This window comes from Bradyrhizobium sp. sGM-13 (assembly GCF_018398875.1).
In the GTDB taxonomy this organism is placed as follows: domain Bacteria; phylum Pseudomonadota; class Alphaproteobacteria; order Rhizobiales; family Xanthobacteraceae; genus Bradyrhizobium.
Genome location: NZ_JAGWDK010000008.1, coordinates 281,549 through 298,642 on the forward strand (window position 1 = coordinate 281,549; position 17,094 = coordinate 298,642).

Below are 17,094 nucleotides of genomic sequence, written 5' to 3' on the forward strand. Positions count from 1 at the left end.
GCCGGTCGGGTGCCGTATGCCGAAAGTTGTGTGCTTGCCGTCCGGGTCGCGGGTGCCACGGATGTATCCTCAATTCATCTGTTCGATGTCCGGCAACTGCCATGTCTTGTCGAAATAGGCCTGAGTGGGACCGTAGAAGCGGAAGTAGGTGAACCAGCCTTTCTGCGGCAGTGTCTTGATCCAATTGCCTTGCGGCTTGCCTGAAGGTGGCTGCGGCCCAAAATAGAGGTCGACCGAACCGTCGGGGTTGGTCACGATGTTATCGCGGGACGACCGGTCTGGATGGCTCCCGGTGTCAATGAGCGCGCGGGTCTCGTTGTCGTAGATGGTTAGCGACCAGAACTGCGCGACCGGCGCATTTTTGGGAACGTGAAGCGTGTAATTTTTGCCGCCATCCAGCCAAGCGCCGTTCTTGTCCTTCTGCGCCTCGAGGTAGGCTTGGCCGAACCCGACGGTTTTGCCCATCATGCCGGCAGTCACGCCAACGGCTTCGTAGAAGTATGAGCTGCGCTCGTCGAGTTGGGTGTAGTTCGCCTCCTCCTGATTGACGCCCTTCAAAAACAGCAAGTACTCCCATTTCTTGTCTGGATAGGCGAGCGCGCCGGGGAATCGCTTGTGATAGGCGTTGGCGCGGGCCATCAATTCGCCCACTGCCACGGCATCCAGCAGAATTTTCCTCTGTCGTTCATCCGGAGCAAATGGCTTGCCCTTCTCGATACCGAGCGGCACCAACATGGCCAGCATCATGCGATCTCGCTCGATCGCCGGCTCTTGATTGATAAGGCGCGCCAGCTCCTGCCAATAAGCGAGGCCACGCGGCTGCCAGGCGCCCCACGGCTTGCCGCCGGTCCCGAGATGCTTGCTGTCCGGCCGCTTGTCGCGGTCCGCGTAAGGATAGATCTTCAGCTGGGCGACCAGCGCTTTGGCTTTTTCGACATTCGGATCGAGGCCGCGCTGTCCGGACCAGACATTGTTGGTCTCCGAGCGGAGAACAAAGTAGCCCTCCGGCTTGATGTCAGGATGCCCCGGTCCAAGCACCAGGAACTTACCGCCCTTGCCCTTGTCAGGCCCGGTCTGACCGGTGTCGCTGAGGGGCCGCTGCCAGAAATCCAGAATGCCACCGGCGATCGGGCCCGGCGGTATCTCGAACACGAGCGGGCCGGTCTTGGCGAGGTCGGGAAACGCCATCGTATAGGGCGTCGTCGCATTTGCCGTCAGGATACCGAGCTTGTCCTTGAAATCCAGATAATCAACATAGTCGAGTTCGCCGGCGCCGAAGATCTCGCGCTGCTGGCGCTGCCACTCCGCCATTGCGACATACGGAAGGGCCCAGATGTAAGCCTGCGTGGCGCGCTGAAAGTCCATGCTGTCGAAAAGCTTGGTCACCGTCGCATCGGATGGAAAGCCGTTGACGATTTCCAGTTTGCCGATCGGTGAATCGATCACGCCGTTGGTCGGCAAGCCCTGCGCCAGCGCCGATGACGAGAGAAGCGTACTCAGAGCAAGTGCGGTCAGAGTCCTCATGATCGGCTCCCCTTTTTGGGTGACCACGCTTTTTGCAAGGCGTGTTTCTGTTCAGTTCGTTACCCGCTTGGTTCGCGACCTCGTTCGAGGTCGCCCGGCTCTCACCATGCTCATTGGCAGTTATCATGCCAAACACGGGACGCAGGTTGTGCCCGCCAAAGAAGCCAGCAAAACTAACAACTTAAGATTGGGCGCAGCCAAAACTTCATAATGCAGACACAATCGAGGACGCTCACGACTCCGATATTTCGGAGAGCGTCTCCAACATTTCGGAGGCGAAAACGCGAATTATTTGCTAAACGTATCCTTCAGAAAGACGAGGCTTCACTCGCCACGTATTTTTGCGTCAAAGGCATCACATGACGCTAACAGAACACAAGCTAATGGAGGAATCGTTTGCTGTTGCGGCGGCCGACGCCTCTCATGACGAGCGTCTCGCATTTGAACGGCTTTTGACCGATCTCTCCGCGCGATTTGCAAACGTTCCCAGCAAAGACGTTTTCTTCGAAATCGAAGCTGCGCTGATCAGAATCCGCGAATTTCTTGGGTTCGATCGCTGCAATTTTGGCGAATTTCAAGAAGACGGCACGCTCCACATTTTATGCACGAGCACAGTTGATGGCGTTGACCCGCTGCCGCTCGGTCCATTTCCTGCACAGCTCACCTGGTACCTCGGAAAAATGCGTGCCGGGGAAGTTGTGGCATACCAATCCCTGCCGGAGAGCCTTCCGCCCGAGGCATTCGCCGAGGCAGATTATTGCCGGGCTACCGGCATGCGCGCCAACATAAGCATTCCACTTCGCATCGGCGGTGACGTTCTCGGAGATTTTGGCCTCGATGCCTTTCGTGAAACCCGCGCCTGGCCGGAGGATTTCATATCCCGGCTCAAACTGATTGGCGAGGTGTTCGCACAGTCACTGGCCCGAAAGCGGTCGGACGAGAAACTGCTGGCCGCCATGGCGGAAATCAAGGCGCTCAAGGACCGCCTCCAGCAGGAGAATACATATCTCCGGCAGGTCGCGCAGAGCAGACTGCCGCGGGGTCTCTCCAGCCGGTCGCCACGCTTCAAGGCTGTCATCGAGGAGCTCGAGCAGGTTGCGCGCACCGGATCCACCGTGTTGCTGCTCGGCGAAACCGGCAGCGGGAAGGAAGTTCTGGCACAAGCAATCCACGATGCCAGCGCCAGACGGGACCGTCCGATGGTCAAGATCAATTGCGCGGCACTGCCGGCGACCCTGATCGAATCCGAGCTGTTTGGCCGGGAAAAAGGCGCCTTTACCGGAGCATTGGCGCGGCAGCCGGGCCGTTTCGAGATTGCCGACGGCTCGACCATATTTCTCGACGAAGTCGGCGAACTGCCGCTCGAACTGCAGCCGAAGCTGCTGCGCGTGCTGCAAGAAGGCGAGTTCGAACGGGTCGGCAGCGCGCGGACCATCAAGGTCGATGCACGCATCATCGCGGCGACCAACCGGCAGCTTGCACGAGCGGTTAGCGAGGGGAAATTCCGCGAGGATCTCTACTATCGGCTCGAGGTATTTCCGATCGAAGTTCCGCCGCTGCGTGAGCGGCGCGAAGACATTCCGTTGCTGGCCTGGACTTTTGTCAAAGAGTTCAGCAATTCGATGGGCAAACCGATCGAGGACATCGCAGAAGATTCGATGGCCGCACTGCGGGATTATCCGTGGCCCGGCAATATCCGCGAGCTCCGAAACGTGATCGAGCGCGCGATGATCCTGGCGCGCGGCCCGACGCTGCATATCAAGCTCGGCCACACGACCCTTCGACCGCAAGCTGCCGGTTCGACGACGGGCACGCTGGAAGCCGCTGAGCGCACTCACATCCTGCAGGTGCTCGAGCAATGCGGCTGGCGCATTCGCGGCTCCAACGGAGCGGCTGAGCTACTGGATGTCAAGCCCACGACGCTTGAATCCCGCATGAAGAAGCTGGGAATCGTGCAGCACATCTAGCCTCCGAGATTTCGGAGGCGCTCCGATATTTCGGAGCGTTTGGCTGCAGCGACTGCTTATCGGCGATTTCAGAACGCACGGATATCCTGCTGATCTCCCGCAAGTTTTCCTTGTCTGCAATCCGCTTTGCCGTGTTGGCCCGCTTCTTGCGAAGTGGCGAGAGAACTTCGCTCGAGCCGTTGCAGGCGGCGACAGAAAGCAACCGTGATCGTTTTCTCGATGCAGATTGTGCCACCCGATGAAATGCGAACAGCCCTGTTGCGCAGTCTTGGTTCGATGCTCGGACCGACCCGGGTGGCGCCGGGCTGTCTCGATGCCCGCCTCTACGCCGATCTGGATAAACGCAGGGCCATTCTGCTCGTCGAAGAATGGGAGTCGCGCGAATATTTCAAGCTCAATCTCGATGCCGCAAAGCTTAATGCAATTGTCGCGGCCATCGAACTCTCCAGCGAAGCGCCGGTGGTTCGCATTGATGTCGTCGAACGTGAGGAAGGTGTCGAAGCGCTGGCCTTTGATGGAGCCCGCCCCGCCGGGTCGGTTCGATGACCATTCACGCCCATGGCAATCTTGCGGAGAGCAATCCGCTGCCATGAGAATTCAACCAGGGAGGAAGGCGCAGGACTACGATCGAAAGAATAGCCGCAGCCAAGTTGGGCGGCTACCGCCAACGCAGCGCTGATCATTGTCGAAATGTATGCGGCGTCGTCCGGACGGGCGCGTGCAGTGTCGAAATTTGCGGATGCAAAAATGGAGATCACCCTATGAGACGGACCACGAAGAGCCTGAAAGGACGCCAAATGAAATTTTCGATTGCGTTATCGGCGGTGCTGATAAGCGGGTTCTTGGCCGCAGGCACTGAGCAGGCCAGTGCCGTCGTATACTGCCAATATGTTGCATACCCTGTCGGCTGTGTTGCAAGACCCGGCGTCGTACTGCGGCCGCGGCCGGTTGCCCGAGCCGTCGTGACGCCTGGCCTCGGTGCTTCGGGTGTTGGAGTGCGGCCTGGAACCCCGATGAATCGCGGTGGTCCAGTCAATCGCGTTGGCAGGCGCTGATAAGCCAAGCGACATCCGCGGTGGTGTCCCGCTACTTGCTAGAATTCAACCAGGAGGAAGCCCCATGATGCAGGACCATGGTCGAAACAGAAGCCGCAGCCAGATCGGGCGGTTGTGCGTTGCCGCCACCGTGGCGCTGACCATGACGGTGCCACTGGCGCAGAACGCGACGGCAGAACCGGGCGACGACGCCAAACAGATCCTGCACAAGATGTCCGACTATGTCGCCGGCCAGAAAACTATATCGATAAAATACGATTCGGATATCGAGGTGATCACCTCGGAGCTGCAGAAGATTCAATTCACTAACTCCGGTCAGTTGCAGTTGAGCCGGCCGGACAAGCTGCGCGTGACGCGGATCGGCGGCTATGCCGATACTGAACTGGTATTTGACGGCAAGATCCTGACCGCCTTCACCAAGGACGATAACTTATTCGCGCAGATCGAAGCCGGTGGCTCGGTCGATCAGCTGGTCGAGCGGTTGAGGGGCGAGCAAGGCGTCGTGGCGCCGGGCGCTGATCTGCTGCTCTCGAATGTCTTCGATCACCTTATGGCCGACGTCATCGACGCCAGGCATATCGGGCGCGGCGTGATCGACGGCGTCGAATGCGAGCATCTCGCCTTCCGCAACATGGACTCGGACTGGCAGCTTTGGATCGGAATCGAAGCTAATCCAATCCCGCTCAAATATGTAATTACGAGCAAGGCGGTGGCAGGAGCGCCACAATACACGCTCCGGATCAAGGAATGGAAGACCGATGCCCCAGGGGCGGATGCCTTCGCATTCACGGCTCCGCAAGGCGCAAAGAAGGTGGCGCTCGAAGGGCTCGCAAACTTCGACGAAGTCCCGCAGGGAATTGTAGCAGGAGGAAAAAAATGACAACTACTACAACTACTCTTCGAATCTCGGTCGCGGCCCTTGTGGGCGCACTCGGCCTTTGCTGGAACGGCGAAATGCCACGGGATGCCGGCTCAGCACTGGTATCGTCAGCGGAAGCCAGAATCGGCCGCCCGCTGACCCCGATGAGCTACGCCGGCGTTGCGCGGCGTACGACGCGGCGCGCGGTCGCCGTGGGCGCCGTCGCTGCCGGCGCTGCCGTTGCCGCACCTGTCGTGGTCGCGCCCGCCCGGGTCTGCACGCAAGGTGTGAATGCTTACGGACAGATCGTCACCGTCTGCCGGTGAAGCTGCCTTTCTGCAAATGCAGACATGTTGGAACCATGCCTGACCGGAGCGCAGTATTTTTGCCGCGCGCCGGTTAGCAGCCTCGCAGTTCGGGAAAATCGCAGCGGGCGAAATTTGAGTCTGTGTCGTTCCTGGAGAGCCCGAATGATTGCCCCCCGCTTGTCGCGATGGATGCGCGTTGCGCTTGTAGCGAGCCTGATCGCTTTCGTCGCGGGCGCCGCGCTGCTGGTGTATCGCTACGTGATGAGCCCGCTAACGTTGAGCGTGGCGGTTGGCTCGATTGATGGCGAGTCGGCGCGGTTGATGACGACGGTCGCGAGCCGCCTCGCCTCCACCCACTCGCGTACTCGACTTAAAATCGAAAACACCGGCACCGCGCTCGGCGCCGCGCAGGCGTTTTCGTCAGGTCGTGCCGATCTCGCAGTCGTTCGGCCCGACGTCGGTGAGCTCTCGGCGGCGCGAACCGTACTGCTCCTCACCCACGGCGTCGCCATGATCGTTGTCCCGCCCGGCTCCGCCATCGAAAGCATCGACGATCTCGACAGCAAAACGGTGGGTGTGGTTGGTGGAGAGGTCAATCACGCGTTGGTTGAGGCCCTGTCCAAAGTTTACGATTTGACCCGTGCCAAAGTGAGATTCAGGGATCTCGCCCTTTCCGATGTCCAGCAAGCGCTTCAATCGAAACAGGTGAATGCGTTGCTCGTGGTGATTCCGCTGACCGAACAGTATCTTTCCATCGTCCGAAACTTCTTTGAGCGAAGCCCGAAGCGCAACCAGCATTGATCCCGATCGAATCGGCGGAGGCAATTGCCAACCTTGGGCACGTCTACGAAAGTTTCGACCTTCCGAAAGGCACCTTGCAAGGCTCACCTCCCATTCCGGAAGACGACATGACGACCCTGCGTGTGGCCTATTACCTTGTAGCCAACAAGAAACTCAAAGATGGCGTGGTTTCCGAATTGGCCAAAGTCGTCATGGAGACCCGCCGAGACCTGCTCGGCGAGTTTCCGGTCCTCGCGCAGATCGGGACTCCGAGTACTGACAAAGATGCCTTCCTCCCGATTCATCCGGGAGCCGCAGCCTATTTCGACGGCACCGAACAGGATTTTTTCGATCAGTATGGCAACGTACTTTCTTATGGGCCGATGCTGCTCGGCGCCCTGGCTTCGGTGCTGGCGGCGGCGTGGAAGTTCATGGGACTTGATGTGAAGGAGAAAGTCGAAAGCCCGCTGGATCAGCTCTATGCCCTGGCAGGTCGAATCCGCCTCGCTCGTAGCGAAGCAGATTTGGATTTGATCGAAGAAGACATCGACAGCATTCTACAACACGAGCTTACGCGATACTCAAAGGGCGATTTCCAGGCCGGGGATGCAGCCGCTTTGAGTTTGGCCGCGCGCCGGCTGGAGCACCTGGTCAATTTTCGCAGGAGCACGTTTGCAAGGAGCGACGCTGTCAGCGCAGCTGATTGAGGGGAACGCATGAAGCCGCGAGTCAGTTTCCCCACGCGCAGTACTGGTGGAGCATCAGGTTTACGTCAAAACCGGAAATGCCGAAATAAGCCGCGGTGAGCCATCGTCATCGAGCGTAAAAGTGTCCAGCGTATCTCTCAGGTCATTCGTATCGTTCTGACTGTGGTCCTTTCACTTCCGATCTTCCCCGACCAGCGTATTTCTCGCGCCGCTCGGGGATCCAGCGACATCGCTGCCTGATAGAATCCAGAGATCATTCGCAAGCACCTACGGCACTCGCGGCGGCAAATGCAGACCTGCCCCTTTCCAGATCGGCCGGATGAATGTTCTTGGATAAGATTTCGTTCTTCGAAACTTCCCATAGGTCATATACACGTTCATCCATGGTGATGGCGTCAGTGTCGACGTTCCAAGATCACAAAGCCACGTCTGCGGCACGACTCGCGGCCCGCACGTGCTTTCGTTCCACACTGGCGTGGATACCTCGTCAGAAGACACCGGCTTTGCTTCATTTGCTTTCCAAGCGCGCCCAAAAAATTGGGGGACTAGAGTTGCTTACATAACGAACTCAGCAGCTTAAGTGCTGGCTGGGGCGGGAGGGATCGAACCTCCGAATGGCGGAATCAAAATCCGCTTAGTCCACAAGTACCTCTCTTAGGCGCTCTGCCATAGAGCTTTCGCTTAGGCGTTGACGCCTCCGTACGCGAGAATATGTTGATCTCGCAAAGGGATCATCAATGAACCGCGAGTCCGGGTCAGGAAAAACCTGTCGGATGCGCCATATGCAAATACACCAGTTGGGCTTGTTCAGGCGCTCTTACCGAGTCGGTAGTTGGCATTCGCGCATAAGCCGACGCTCTTTGTGGGCCATTTTGTTCATTTTGGTGTTCCCCGCCTACTGCCTAGCCGGGGAAGGGAAACCCATCAGCATCACCGTGGCGGCCGACCACACGAAGGCCAACGGAGAACCCTGGGACGGCATTTCAGGCCTTGGCGGGGGGCGCGGTCCGGCGGCCATTCCCATCCCCCACAAAAATGCGCCGGATCTGGCGGTCTGCGTCGTTCGTTTGGAAACGCCTCCGGAATGCAGCATGCGGTATGTGAACTTGAAGCAATATTCGCTTTGCCAGAACAGCTATGATTGCATTTTCAAGCGGGTGAGCATCCCCGATGGTCCTTTCGGGCTCATCATTCTGGATTTGGACTTACGGCGGCATGACCTAGTTGGTTTCCTTTTAATGACGGCTGGGAAGGCTCTTACTCCTGACCAGCGAGCCGCTTTGGAACGTGAGATTCGGAGAAGAGCCGACCAGTTAGCGCCCGCTTTTTCCCAAGGAGAGAAGCAACGCAGGTTGAGGGAGATGCTCGTTGTTCCGATGGACCGCTGCGCCGAAGCTAAGGGATGCAGGCTCGTCCAATCCGAAATCCGCGTGAACTCGGCCGAGTGATCCTTGCCGGGGCAGCGCCGTCCCTTCGCCACATCAAAGGTGATACGCGCGGCAAGCCGCCCTTGACGTGCCGCCGTGACGGCGCAATGGGCCGGCCATTGCCAACGCCCAGGTCTGGGCATTGTGCCCGTGGCTTGACCCGGAAACCGCGCTAGGAGGCGCTTCTAGACGCTTTCGGCTTGAGCCTGGATATCATCGTCGAGCTGACCTTGAAACAGGCAGCTATTGACTTCAGGTGCCCTCCGGATTGGCGTCGGCGAAGCCCCTGACTTTGTTGCTCCGGCGAGGGCTTGGGCTGCGCCAAACTTCACACCGAGCAGCCGGACTCGCTCGCGACCGGCTGCGATCCGCCTGTCCTCTCGTGTCTTTCGCGCGAGTACCCGACCAGTGCCGCCAGCACTTCGCCCAATTTGTGGCGTGTTCGCCCACGGCTCCGCTAGTGATTTATAAGCCGCACCACGCGATGGGGATATCGCCGGGCCGCAGTGTGCGGAGAAGTTGGTGTGAGAGCACTAATTCCGAGCCGCCACTCGAACCCCGGGATCTGACGGCTCTCGGCAAAGGATATTCACCTTTCGCGGCCAATGACGAGCTGCGCGGCGGCGCCTTCTCGTACCTGCGTTCGGAGCATTCCCCGATCGACCGGATCTTCGTCACGGGCGATCTCTCGCCGTCGGAGGAGCGGTATCGCTTTTTTCACGTGGCGAAGGAGCGAACGGTCGACAAGTTCATACGGAAGATCGCCGACAACCGGCCCGTCGTCATGCGGCTGTCGCTCGGCGGCTCCAAGGCCGCGACGAGCGAGCGCGCTGTGGAGGAAAGCCTCCAAACCGTTTTCGGCGTGCCCGAATTTCAGTTGGAGAGCGGCGACGGCTGGGCGACCGGCCTCACGAGCGCTGGCCTCACCAAGCCCATCTTCCTGAGCACCAAGCGCGAGCAGTTCACGCGGCTCCGCGCCGAGATCAATGCCCGGCTCACGAACCAGTATGGCGCCGGCATGCTTCCGCTCACCTCGGTCGACTTGTGGGTCATCATCTTCGCCGAGGCCGGGATCAAGTGCGGCGGCTTCGTCAATCCGGAAGCTCAGCATTCGCTCGGCGAGCGCGGTCTTTTACCGCTCCCGGCCAACGTCACTTTCTGGAACGGCGCGGACGCTCCACGATGGGATCGGCTGATGCCGCTCGCGACGAATCTCTTCCACTACGCGCTCTATCTCGGCCAGCTGAAGAACAAGCCTGTCACGACCGTCGGCGGCCGCACGCTTTATCGCGACCTCTTCCGCGTAGCCGGAATCGTCGATACTGCCGAGCGCCAAGCCAACTGCTCGCGGGCATCGTGCACGGCTATTTCGTCCGGACGAATTACGGCGGGCGTCCGGTGCCCTTCGATCATATCCTCGACGGCTACAGCCGGGATATTCCGGTCGACGAGATCCTGCGCGGCACGCGCTATGTCCACGCCCAGACGTCGATACCGGCCAATCGCGAGCGCAACATCAAGGCTGCCCTCGACGCTTTTTACACCTCGCAACCGTGAGGACCGTGCCGGACCCTGGCTTCACTTCGCATAGTCGGGCTCACGACGACCTTGCAGCGGCGCCATTCGGGACAGGAGCGGGTCGCAACGGGCCCTCGGTACCCGTCATTGTTCTGGAGTGGTAGAAAAATGGCGCGCCCAAAGAGATTCGAACTCCTGACCCCCAGATTCGTAGTCAGCAGGTCCAACGGCGGCCATATTGGGTGCTTCATTCGCGGCTCCTAAGCACCGCACCAGTTTCGCACCAGAAACGGCCACTCTGAACCACAACAAACGCGATCGAAATCGGACGAAAATGCAGGAAAATCAACGAAGCCGGTCGATTGTCTGCCGCTCATAACGGTCTGGTTGCAGGTTCGAGTCCTGCCGGGCCCACCAGAAAATCAACGGCTTAGTTTTGTTGCTTCATCACTCCGTTGAGCCACCGCACCAGAAACGCCCTGCTCCGTCGCTCATTGCCGTAGTCCAGCGCCCCGCAAATTAATGTTTCCCGTTCGATTGGGCCATGGTCTCTCCTCTCTGATCGTAGACTTGGCGGAAATGTCGCACGAACAGGCGAAACCGCACTGCTCGCTTTGTTCGTCGTACGGCCCGTCAACGGTCGACCATGTTTCGTGATAGACCACTTTGCGCCATAAGCTGACCCACGACCTCGAAATGCGATTCCACTCTTTCGCAAACAGCGAAGGTGATCGACCCCGATGGTCACTTCAGAAAAGTGCCGGGAGACATGAACGCGGCTGAATGGCTCTATCGAGTCTATTCACTACGTTAGACTCCCTCATAAACAAGCTTCGTAAAGAAGGCCGGGGTGATAACGAACTGACCCCATTTCTGATCAAAGGGAGCCGTTGGATTTGCCGCAATGATCTCCTCGAGAGTTCGCTTCTGCCTCTTCAGCGTGCCAATCCGATCGCGGATCGCGACGAGCATCTCGCGATAATCCCTGAGCTCCGACTTGTTGCTTACCGGATGGCCGTGCCCGGGAACGATGATTGTCTGGTCGCTTGTATCCAAAAGCATAGCTTCCACCGCACGGATCGTGCCATCGATGCTTCCACCGGTCGAGTAGTCGATGAACGGATAGATGCCGTTCCAATAGATATCGCCGGCATGCAACACGTTCGCTTCCGCCAATGTGACGGCAATGTCACCGTCGGTATGCGCATTCGGATGGTGCTTGAGAAGCAGGGTCGACTTGTTCAACACGACGGTTTTTTCGCCGGAGAACGTCTCGGTCGGGATGGCGGCGGATGGTGCGGCGGGGAAGTTGAAATTCCAGTCCTCCACGCGCACCGCGGCCATCAGGTTCTTGCGCGTGTTGTCGTGGGCGAGGATCTTTGCTCCCTCTCGACTGATCCATTCGTTGCCGTCGGCGTGATCGAAATGCCAATGCGTGTTGACGAGATGCTTCACCGGGGCGTTGTCGAGGCTGGCAAGAGCCTCCATGATCCGTGGACGCGTCGCCGTGATGCCGGCGTCGACCAAAAGCGTCCCGTCGGATCCCGTGAGCACGCCCATGTTGCCGCCCGATCCCTCGAGAATCGCAACATTGCCACGCAATTTGTAGATCTTGATGGAGGCCTTCGCGGCATCGGCGCGAATCATTTCCACAATACCCTTCGCTTTTGCGAAGGATTGCCGCGGGCTTAACCAGCCGCCTGCTGCGGCCATCGTGGTTGCTCCGATGCAGCAAAGGCAGAATCCGCGGCGTGAAAGCTTGTATACGTTGGTCATGACGTGTCTCCCTTGCCGGCGACATGGCGCTGACATTCGAATGGCTGTTAAGGTAGGGACAGGCTGACCGGGGCCTCTCGTCTTCGGCCAGCCTGCGTGTGATCATGCCTGGATGAACGCAAGCAGATCCCTGTTGATGATCTCCGAATGGGTTGCGAACATCCCGTGCGGAAGACCCTGATAGATCTTGAGCGTTCCGTTCTTCACGAGCTTGATCGATAGTTCCGCGGAATCAGCGATCGGCACGACCTGGTCATCGTCGTCATGCATGATGAGGATCGGCGCGTCGATCTTCTTGAGGTCATCCGTGAGGTCTGTCTCCGAGAAAACCTTGATGCACTCGTAGTGCGCCAGCGCACTGCCCATCATTCCCTGGCGCCACCAGTTTCGGATCATGCCTTCGAGGATTGTCGCTCCCGGTCGGTTGAACCCGTAGAAGGGACCACTCGCGACGTCGAGGTAGAATTGCGCGCGGTTGGCTGCGAGCGCCTTCCGGTAACCGTCAAAGACCTCGATCGGCGTTCCACCCGGGTTCGCTGCGCTTCTCAGCATGACGGGCGGAATGGCACTGATGATCGCAACCTTTGAGACGCGGCCCTTCCCGTATTGCGCAACGTACCGCACCGCCTCGCCGCCACCGGTCGAGTGCCCGACATGGATCGCGTTCTTCAAGTCCAATTGCGCCGCAAGTTCGGCGACATCGGACGCATAGGTGTCCATGTCGTTGCCTTTGGTGGTCTGGGTGGAGTGACCGTGGCCGCGCCGGTCATGAGCGATCACGCGATACCCCTGCTGGAGAAAGAACAGCATTTGATTGTCCCAATCGTCTCCGCTGAGGGGCCAGCCGTGATGGAAGACGATGGGCTGGCCCGAACCCCAATCCCTATAGAAGATCTGTGTGCCGTCTTTGGTTGTGATGGTATTCATCGTCGTGGTCCTTCTTTTTGCTGATGAAATTTTTGATCCGCCTAGCTCGCTTATCGCGGCCAGAGCGCCGTTCGATGGACCTGCAGCGGAAGCGGCAGATATTTTAGCTCTTCAGGCAGATTGAACCGCCGAACGCGTTAGCTGCGGACGGGGGCAGCGCTGGCAAGTTCCTGGCGCGTGGTCGGATGCCCATCGATGGTCTCGTAGATCGCCTTCGACTTTCCGAGCGTGTTCATCAGCGACTTCGGTCCATCGAACGGACGTCCGCCGATGTGCCAGCCATCGGTATGGAGTTCCTCGATCAGGACCCACACAACTTCGCGGAAGGCTTCCGATCCCTCGAATTTGACCATCACATCGGTTAGGGCCTTGGCCATGGCGTGTTTTTCTTCCGGCGTGAAGACGCCATCAACCAGCTTGACGTTAACGAACGGCATAACAATTCTCCTTGTTGGGCGTGGGTGGTTGGGTTGGTAGTGGGTTGGTTACTGGGCGATATCGATAACGATCTTGCCCGCGGCGCTGCGATCTTCGATGGCACGGTGGGCTTCAGCTACGGAATCCAAGGTGTATCGGCGCGGGTCGAGACGTGGCGCTATCTTTCCGGCTTGCGAAAGCCGCGTTGCCTCGCGCAGAATTTGCCCGTGCCGTTCTCGACCCTGGCCGGTCAGCATCGGCAGCAGCGTGAATACGCCGGAATAGCTCGCCGCCCGGAATGAGAGCGGAGCAAGCGAATGGGTGCTCCAGCCGAGACAACTAACGACGTGACCAAAACGCATGACCGCGTTGAACGAGGGATCCAGCGCGCCGACGGTGTCGTAGACAATGTCAAAGCCGCGGCCCTTGGTGTAATCGTCCACATACTCCTCGACCGTGGTGCAGTGACGATCGATGGCGGTGGCGCCGAGTTGTTCGATCTGACTGCGCTGAGCAGCCCTGTCGGCGGCGTAGACCTCCGCATCGAAGGCGCGGGCGATCTGGATGACCATTTGGCCAACGCCGCCGGCTCCCTGAACCAGGACCTTTTGTCCTGCACGGACCCGGGCACGGTCGACCAGGCCTTCCCACGCCGTAATGAAGACCAGCGGGAGCGCGGCCGCTTCGCGCATCGTGAGGTTGGCGGGCTTTGGCGCCAGCAAATCCGCATCCACCGCGGCGAATTCCGCCAGAGATCCCTGCAGACCGCCGATCCCGCCGGTCAGCCCATAGACCTCATCCCCGGGTGCAAAAGCGGTAACGTCGACTCCGACGGCCTCAACCGTCCCGGCGAGGTCCATCCCCAGAACCGCGGGCAGCGGATGCTTGGCATGAGGCGCCTTTCCACTCCGGATCTTGAGATCGAGCGGATTGACGCCGCTCGCCTTGACACGAACCAGCACCTGGCCCGGTCCGGCCTCTGGTCGAGCCAGTATCTCGCGGACGAGTGGCGCATCGGGTCCATAGGAAATGACGGCATCCATTGGAGTTCTCGTAGTCATGATCTGCCTTCTTGCTTCGTGAACAGCCGCTTGCCGAGTGCCAGCGTCGCCAGGAACAATGGCCGCCGCAGCCCAACCGAAGCCAGTAAATCGTTGTGAGTTGTTGTGATGGGCGCGCCGAGGCCCGGCCGATGCACGATCTCACCCGAGGCCAGGCCTGCCCCCATGGCTTTCACAGAACTCGTGGTCGCTCCACCGGCGGTTGTGACATCGAACCGGCACCGCGAATTTGTCGAACCGCGGGCGCTACAATGATGCAACCGGCTGCGGCTTTTTTTGCTTCTAACTGCAGTACCATCAGAATATGCTTGGGAACGCGCTCGTTTCGAGCCGGCTTGTATTGCGTGTTTGTTTGTGAGGCATTTGCTTGACGTGTCAGATATTCCTGATCCGAACTGATCGCCGCAAAGGGACGCGATGAGCTCCGCTTTGCCATGCTTTGAATTTGGTCCGTTTCGCTTGTTTCCTTCGCAACGACGGCTTGTCAAACAGGATGCGCATGTGCAGCTCGGCGGTCGAGCACTCGACCTCCTCATCCTGTTGATCGAGAACGCCGGCAACATCATGTCGAAGCAGCAGCTGACTGCCGAGGTGTGGCCTGACGTGACGGTGGAGGAAAGCAGCTTGCGCGTTCACATCGCGAACCTCCGCAAGGCTTTGGGCGATGGCCGGGATGGAGCAAACTACATCACGAACGTGGCTGGACGGGGCTATTGCTTCGTTGGTCAGGCCGAGCGCCGGAATGCGGCCCTGGAGAAGATTTCGTTCGATCCGCCCCCCGAACGTGTCAGCGGCCTGCCGCGCCGACCGGCTCGGGTCATCGGACGCGATGATGATGTCCGCGTTATCGCGGAACTTCTGGCTTCACACCGTTTCGCAACAATTCACGGGCCCGGCGGCATCGGAAAGACCACGGTCGCGCTTGCCGCCGCTCATCAGGAGATCGAACGATTAGAAGATGGCATCTGCTTCCTCGATCTCGGTTTGCTCAAGGCGCTGGATTCCGTGCCGCATACACTGGCTGCGTCCCTGGGGCTCATGGTTCAATCGGACGATCCGACTTCCAGCATCATCGGACACCTGCGTGATCGCCAGATGCTGCTGGTCCTCGATTCCTGCGAGCATGTCATCGACTCGGCCGCCGCGATCACCGAGGCCATTTTCCAGGGAGCCGCTCGCGTCAGCATTCTGGTTACGAGTCGTGAGCCGCTCCGCGTCGAGGGCGAACACGTGTATACGCTGTCGCCGCTGAGTGTTCCGCCGGCCGACCGCACCCTCAGCGTCGACCAGTTACTGCAATACTCTTCTGCGCACCTGTTCCTTGAACGGGCTGTCGCAGGAGGTCACCGACGCGAGCTGAGCGACGCGGATGCACAGATCGTCGGCAATATCTGCCGCAAGCTGGACGGCATCGCGCTTGCTGTCGAACTCGCAGCCGGTCGCGTCAGCACATACGGTTTGCGGGAAACCGCCGAACTGCTCGACAGCCGAATGAAGCTGCTGTGGCAGGGCCGCCGCACAGCCATGCCGCGACATCAAACACTGAATGCGACACTGGAATGGAGTCATGATCTGATTTCGGATCGCGAGCGCATTGTGCTGCGGCGCCTATCCGTCTTCGTCGGCCCATTCACGCTGGAGGAAGCTCAATCGGTTGCGGCTGACGACCACACCGACCGGGGCAGAGTGGTTGAGGCGCTGGCCCACCTGGTCGGGAAGTCCCTTGTCTTTATCGACACCCATAAGGAATTGAGACGATATCGGCTTCTGGACACCACACGCGCCTATTCACAGGTCAAACTCGAAGAGAGCGGCGAAGCAGACGCGACTGCCCGTCGCCACGCGCTCCACTATCAGGAAAAAGTTGCGCGCAGCGAAAGCGGTTCGCCAATAGCACCGCGGCCGTTTAACGCTCCAGGTACCGAGTACCTCGGAAATATCCGGGCCGCGCTGGGATGGAGTTTCTCCGAGGCCGGGGATGCAAACCTTGGACTGCAGCTCGCGGCCGGCTCTGCTCAGTTGTTCGTCGGGCTGTCGCTGCTCGGTGAGTGCCAAAAATGGTGCGAATGCGCACTTGGGGTCATCGACGACGCGACGCGGGGGTCGCGTTGTGAAATGATGCTTCTTACCGAACTCGGCTATTCCCTGATGTTCACCCGAGGCAACAGTGAGCAGGCGCGTTCCGCGCTTGAGCGCGCATTTGAGATTGCCGAAACCCTGGACGACGGAGTTTACCAGTTCCGGTTGCTCAGCGTCTCCGCAACGAGGCCGAACTCGGCAAGGTGGGCTCGGAGCGCATTGATCAGCTGCGTGCGCTGACGGATTAAAAGATCCCGCGTTCGATGCAACATCAGCAAGGCTTGCTGATCGGCCGACTTAATCGGCACGAACCGCATTGATGGGCGTGTCACGGCTTCACAGATGGCGGCTGCGTCGGCAGCATCGTTTTTGACCGTTTGACATAGCCCTTCACGTAACTCGGCGGCATCAGACGCACGGTGTGACCGAGCTTGGAGACTTCACACGCCCAATGATAAGCGGTTCCGCAGGCTTCCATGCCGACCAGGCAAGGGGGAATCTTGCTAAAGAAGCCAATGACCTGCTTGCGCCGCAACTGACGAGTGATGACGACCTTGCCCGCACTATCCACGCCGTGCACTTGGAACACGTTCTTGGCGAGATCAACGCCGATGGTGCTAACCTGCATGTGGACGACCCCCTCCGGTGATTCGTTGTTGAACAATCACCCTTTGGCACATTCGATGCCG

The 17,094-nt window shown here is 59.3% G+C and carries 16 protein-coding genes and 1 pseudogene; 10 read left to right on the forward strand and 7 right to left on the reverse strand.

Annotated elements, in window-relative coordinates; genetic code table 11:
- Positions 1-69: 69 nt before the first annotated feature.
- Positions 70-1,524 (reverse strand): DUF1254 domain-containing protein, encoded by a 1,455-nt coding sequence (locus KJQ96_RS14955; protein WP_213287336.1) that lies wholly within the window; start codon positions 1,522-1,524, stop codon positions 70-72.
- A gap of 380 nt (positions 1,525-1,904) precedes the next feature.
- Complete coding sequence (locus KJQ96_RS14960) at positions 1,905-2,120, reverse strand: hypothetical protein (RefSeq protein ID WP_213287337.1); 216 nt, start codon at positions 2,118-2,120, stop codon at positions 1,905-1,907.
- Here KJQ96_RS14960 and KJQ96_RS14965 point away from each other — a divergent pair.
- The 9 genes from KJQ96_RS14965 to KJQ96_RS15000 all read left to right on the forward strand — a co-directional run bounded on the left by KJQ96_RS14965 (position 2,055) and on the right by KJQ96_RS15000 (position 10,218).
- Positions 2,055-3,491, forward strand: coding sequence for a sigma 54-interacting transcriptional regulator (locus tag KJQ96_RS14965; protein ID WP_375293171.1), 1,437 nt, complete (start codon positions 2,055-2,057; stop codon positions 3,489-3,491). The genes KJQ96_RS14960 and KJQ96_RS14965 overlap by 66 nt on opposite strands.
- 204 nt (positions 3,492-3,695) lie before the next feature.
- Positions 3,696-4,037 carry an antibiotic biosynthesis monooxygenase family protein gene (locus tag KJQ96_RS14970; RefSeq protein WP_213287339.1) on the forward strand — a complete coding sequence of 114 codons (342 nt, stop codon included), beginning with the start codon at positions 3,696-3,698 and terminating at the stop codon, positions 4,035-4,037.
- Positions 4,038-4,288: 251 nt separating this feature from the next.
- On the forward strand, positions 4,289-4,546 hold the full coding sequence (locus KJQ96_RS40210) for a hypothetical protein (RefSeq protein WP_249734074.1): 258 nt from the start codon (positions 4,289-4,291) through the stop codon (positions 4,544-4,546).
- A 64-nt stretch (positions 4,547-4,610) separates the two neighbouring features.
- Positions 4,611-5,426 (forward strand): DUF2092 domain-containing protein, encoded by an 816-nt coding sequence (locus tag KJQ96_RS14975; RefSeq protein WP_249734075.1) that lies wholly within the window; start codon positions 4,611-4,613, stop codon positions 5,424-5,426.
- The gene (locus KJQ96_RS14980; RefSeq protein ID WP_213287341.1) at positions 5,423-5,731 is read left to right on the forward strand and encodes a hypothetical protein; all 309 of its coding nucleotides are present in this window, start codon (positions 5,423-5,425) and stop codon (positions 5,729-5,731) included. Before KJQ96_RS14975 ends, KJQ96_RS14980 begins: the two co-directional genes overlap by 4 nt.
- A 171-nt stretch (positions 5,732-5,902) precedes the next feature.
- Positions 5,903-6,514 carry an ABC transporter substrate-binding protein gene (locus KJQ96_RS14985; protein WP_213287343.1) on the forward strand — a complete coding sequence of 204 codons (612 nt, stop codon included), beginning with the start codon at positions 5,903-5,905 and terminating at the stop codon, positions 6,512-6,514.
- A complete protein-coding gene (locus KJQ96_RS14990) occupies positions 6,511-7,200 on the forward strand; it encodes a TAXI family TRAP transporter solute-binding subunit (protein ID WP_213287344.1) in 690 nt (229 codons plus the stop codon). The genes KJQ96_RS14985 and KJQ96_RS14990 overlap by 4 nt, the downstream gene beginning before the upstream one ends.
- An 860-nt stretch (positions 7,201-8,060) precedes the next feature.
- The gene (locus KJQ96_RS14995; protein WP_213287345.1) at positions 8,061-8,648 is read left to right on the forward strand and encodes a hypothetical protein; all 588 of its coding nucleotides are present in this window, start codon (positions 8,061-8,063) and stop codon (positions 8,646-8,648) included.
- A 247-nt stretch (positions 8,649-8,895) separates the two neighbouring features.
- A complete protein-coding gene (locus KJQ96_RS15000) occupies positions 8,896-10,218 on the forward strand; it encodes a hypothetical protein (RefSeq protein ID WP_213287346.1) in 1,323 nt (440 codons plus the stop codon).
- Between the two features lie 737 nt (positions 10,219-10,955).
- On the opposite strand, the gene KJQ96_RS15005 is transcribed toward KJQ96_RS15000, so the two are convergent.
- The 4 genes from KJQ96_RS15005 to KJQ96_RS15020 form a co-directional block, all read right to left on the reverse strand.
- Positions 10,956-11,921, reverse strand: a complete 966-nt coding sequence (locus tag KJQ96_RS15005; RefSeq protein ID WP_213287347.1) for an MBL fold metallo-hydrolase — start codon at positions 11,919-11,921, stop codon at positions 10,956-10,958.
- Positions 11,922-12,023: 102 nt separating this feature from the next.
- Positions 12,024-12,848 carry an alpha/beta fold hydrolase gene (locus KJQ96_RS15010; protein ID WP_213287348.1) on the reverse strand — a complete coding sequence of 275 codons (825 nt, stop codon included), beginning with the start codon at positions 12,846-12,848 and terminating at the stop codon, positions 12,024-12,026.
- A gap of 137 nt (positions 12,849-12,985) precedes the next feature.
- Positions 12,986-13,285, reverse strand: coding sequence for a tautomerase family protein (locus KJQ96_RS15015; RefSeq protein ID WP_213287349.1), 300 nt, complete (start codon positions 13,283-13,285; stop codon positions 12,986-12,988).
- Positions 13,286-13,333: 48 nt separating this feature from the next.
- Positions 13,334-14,326: a zinc-dependent alcohol dehydrogenase family protein gene (locus KJQ96_RS15020; protein ID WP_213287350.1), complete on the reverse strand. Its 993-nt coding sequence runs from the start codon at positions 14,324-14,326 to the stop codon at positions 13,334-13,336.
- Between the two features lie 417 nt (positions 14,327-14,743).
- Here KJQ96_RS15020 and KJQ96_RS15025 point away from each other — a divergent pair, with 417 nt between their 5' ends.
- Complete coding sequence (locus tag KJQ96_RS15025) at positions 14,744-16,645, forward strand: winged helix-turn-helix domain-containing protein (protein ID WP_213287351.1); 1,902 nt, start codon at positions 14,744-14,746, stop codon at positions 16,643-16,645.
- Here KJQ96_RS15025 and KJQ96_RS15030 read toward each other — a convergent pair.
- Positions 16,588-17,033, reverse strand: a pseudogene (locus KJQ96_RS15030) (IS110 family transposase); the annotation flags it as partial. The gene KJQ96_RS15025 and the pseudogene KJQ96_RS15030 overlap by 58 nt on opposite strands.
- Positions 17,034-17,094 lie beyond the last annotated feature (61 nt).

Excerpts from the sequence above, each read along its gene's own strand:
- KJQ96_RS14955 (WP_213287336.1), bottom strand. The coding sequence starts at position 1,524 with ATGAGGACTCTGACCGCACTTGCTCTGAGTACGCTTCTCTCGTCATCG.
- KJQ96_RS40210 (WP_249734074.1), top strand. The coding sequence starts at position 4,289 with ATGAAATTTTCGATTGCGTTATCGGCGGTGCTGATAAGCGGGTTCTTG.
- KJQ96_RS14975 (WP_249734075.1), top strand. The coding sequence starts at position 4,611 with ATGATGCAGGACCATGGTCGAAACAGAAGCCGCAGCCAGATCGGGCGG.
- KJQ96_RS14980 (WP_213287341.1), top strand. The coding sequence starts at position 5,423 with ATGACAACTACTACAACTACTCTTCGAATCTCGGTCGCGGCCCTTGTG.
- KJQ96_RS14985 (WP_213287343.1), top strand. The coding sequence starts at position 5,903 with ATGCGCGTTGCGCTTGTAGCGAGCCTGATCGCTTTCGTCGCGGGCGCC.
- KJQ96_RS15005 (WP_213287347.1), bottom strand. The coding sequence starts at position 11,921 with ATGACCAACGTATACAAGCTTTCACGCCGCGGATTCTGCCTTTGCTGC.
- KJQ96_RS15010 (WP_213287348.1), bottom strand. The coding sequence starts at position 12,848 with ATGAATACCATCACAACCAAAGACGGCACACAGATCTTCTATAGGGAT.
- KJQ96_RS15015 (WP_213287349.1), bottom strand. The coding sequence starts at position 13,285 with ATGCCGTTCGTTAACGTCAAGCTGGTTGATGGCGTCTTCACGCCGGAA.
- KJQ96_RS15020 (WP_213287350.1), bottom strand. The coding sequence starts at position 14,326 with ATGACTACGAGAACTCCAATGGATGCCGTCATTTCCTATGGACCCGAT.
- KJQ96_RS15025 (WP_213287351.1), top strand. The coding sequence starts at position 14,744 with ATGAGCTCCGCTTTGCCATGCTTTGAATTTGGTCCGTTTCGCTTGTTT.